This is a genomic window from Saccharopolyspora sp., from assembly GCF_017434145.1.
In the GTDB taxonomy this organism is placed as follows: domain Bacteria; phylum Actinomycetota; class Actinomycetes; order Mycobacteriales; family Pseudonocardiaceae; genus Saccharopolyspora_C; species Saccharopolyspora_C galaxeae.
On record NZ_JAFRFW010000322.1, the window covers coordinates 1 to 2,272 of the forward strand.

Annotated in this window: 3 protein-coding genes and 1 pseudogene; all 4 read right to left on the reverse strand. The window is 71.9% G+C overall.

Annotation, left to right across the window (positions count from 1 at the left end; genetic code table 11):
* On the reverse strand, window positions 1-303 hold a 303-nt coding region (locus tag IJH84_RS08890), incomplete at its 3' end, for a cobalt-precorrin-7 (C(5))-methyltransferase (RefSeq protein WP_295142566.1).
* A 36-nt stretch (window positions 304-339) separates the two neighbouring features.
* Window positions 340-1,038, reverse strand: coding sequence for a DUF2071 domain-containing protein (locus tag IJH84_RS08895; RefSeq protein ID WP_295142569.1), 699 nt, complete (start codon window positions 1,036-1,038; stop codon window positions 340-342).
* Window positions 1,039-1,139: 101 nt separating this feature from the next.
* A complete protein-coding gene (locus IJH84_RS08900; RefSeq protein WP_295142571.1) occupies window positions 1,140-1,949 on the reverse strand; it encodes a methyltransferase domain-containing protein in 810 nt (269 codons plus the stop codon).
* A 174-nt stretch (window positions 1,950-2,123) separates the two neighbouring features.
* Window positions 2,124-2,272, reverse strand: a pseudogene (locus tag IJH84_RS08905) (acyltransferase); the annotation flags it as partial.

A 2,272-nucleotide genomic window follows, 5' to 3' on the forward strand; every position in this document is an offset into this window, starting at 1 on the left:
CAGCCGCTCCGCGCCGAGCACCCGGGCCAGCGTGGAGCCGATGCCGTGGAACATCGGATCGCCGCTGGCCAGCACGCAGATCGCGCGGCCTTCGTACTGCTCGAACAGGCCGGGCAGCGCGGGCAGCATCGGCGATGGCCACTCGACGAGTTCCTGCGCGGGCTCGGGAACCAGGTCGAGCTGGCGGCGGCTGCCGAACAGCACCTCCGCGTCCCGGACGCGCCGCTGGGCCGCCGCGGACAGGCCGTCCCAGCCGTCCGCGCCGATGCCCACCACGTCCACCGGTTTCCGCTGCGCACTCACGCCCGCAACCTCATCACGGCAGCGCGGTCCGGCGCGCTAGGTGGTGCCGAAGCGCACGGCCACGCCCGGCGACCACAGCACGCTGCACGGCGGGCCGGAAACCGGGAAACCGGCTCCCGCCAGCAGCTCGTCCTCGCATTCCAGCAGTTCAGCGCGGTGCAGCGGCCAGGTCGGATGTTCGTTGGGGACGTAGATCGTGCGGCCGTACCAGGGCACGTGCATCCCCCATCGGGCGGTGAGGAAGTGCTCCAGCTTGCTCGGATGCGCGATCCGCTCGCCGACCCGGACGGTGATGTCGCTGCGCAGCCCGCGGATCCGGCGGCGGGTGGTGTAGCGGACCGCGTCGCCGTCGCGGTGCAGGCGCATCGATGCCCACCGGTACGGCAGCCGCAGCGAGGCTCTCGCGATCAGCACGGGTAGCAGCCGCGCGGCCTCCAGCGAACGGAACACCACACCCCGCCGCCCCTGATCGTCCACTGTGTACAGACGGACGTTGGTTTCCGCGAAATCGCCGAAGTACGGGACTCCGAAACCAGGCCCCACCCGGTGCATCCGGAACGGCACCAGCCCGACGTAGGACCGCCCGTCGAACAGGTCCGGCCGGGTGCCCGCGGGCAGCAACCGCGCTACCCGTTCCGGATCGGCCTCCCAGTGCAGGAACGTCAGATCCAGCCAAGACTGGCCCAGCAGCATCCGCCGGATCGGGCGCGGCGCGAGCTCGGTGATCTCGTCCATGCGCGCAACGTACCGGCGGATTCGCCGTTGGCGTGCGGGCGTCCAGTGCTAGCTCGCGGTCGCGGTGTCGCGCTGCTCAGCGGCCGAGGTCGGCGGAGTCCTCACTCCGTGACGCGGCAGAGCGCCTCGCCGTGCGGGATGGAGAACCAGCCGTCGGGGTGCTGCGCCCATTCGCTCCACGCGGCCGAGATCGCGGCCAGGTCCTCGCGGGTCGCGTGGCCGCCTTCGAGGGCTCGACCGGCGATGCGGGAATCCAGGATGCGCTCCGCCCACATGCCGCCCCACCAGGCCCGTTCGTCCGGGCTGGAGTGGCACCAGATCGACGCGCTCGGCGTCACGTCGACGGCTCCGGCGGCGTGCGCCCAGCTGATGATCCGGCGGCCGGCGTCCGGCTCGGTGCCCCCGGCCCGCGCGACCGCCTGGTACACCTCGCGCCAGCGCTCCAGCCGATCGTCCGCGGGCCACCAGATCGCTCCGGAGTAGTCGCAGTCGCGCACCGCGACAACGCCGCCGGGGCGGGTGACCCGCAGCATCTCGCGCAGCGCGGCCACCGGGTCGGTCAGGTGCAGCAGCACCTGGTGGGCGTGCACCACGTCGAACGAGTCGTCGGGGAAGTCCAGCGTGTAGGCGTCGCCGCACCGGAATTCGACGTTGTCCAGGTCAGCGGCGTTGTCCCGGCCCTGGGCCAGCACCGATTCGACCGCGTCCAAGCCGATCACGCCGCCCGGCGCCACCCGCCGGGCGAGGTCGACCGTGATCGTTCCCGGGCCGCAGCCCACGTCGAGCACGGATTGCCCGGGGCGGAGTTCGGCGGCCAGGTGCGGTGCGGAATTGTCCACCGTCCGCCAGTGCTGCGAGCGCACCACGCTTTGCGCGTGGCCCTGGCTGTAGACCTCGTCGGATTCGGTCACGGTCGGCTGGCTCCTTCCCGATGTGCACCCCCGGCTCCCAAAGCCGACGCTGTCTCAAAATCTGAAACAGAGTGCTCAACATTAGAGACACTACGGGTGGCGCTGTCGGGACGGCAAGCAGGAAAGGCGGCCGCGCGGCCATCCGTTGCCGCAACGGATCGGGCGCGCGACGCGTCAGAGGTTGCTGAGCACCCGGGTGGCGGTGATCTCGAGGACCACTCGCCGCGGGTTCGGCCGGGGCGCACGGCCGTAGCGGTGCGTGGCGCGGGATTCCGCGTCGGCGACCGCACCCGGATCGTCCCGGACCACCGCAACACCCTCCA

Excerpts from the sequence above, each read along its gene's own strand:
- IJH84_RS08895 (WP_295142569.1), bottom strand. The coding sequence starts at position 1,038 with ATGGACGAGATCACCGAGCTCGCGCCGCGCCCGATCCGGCGGATGCTG.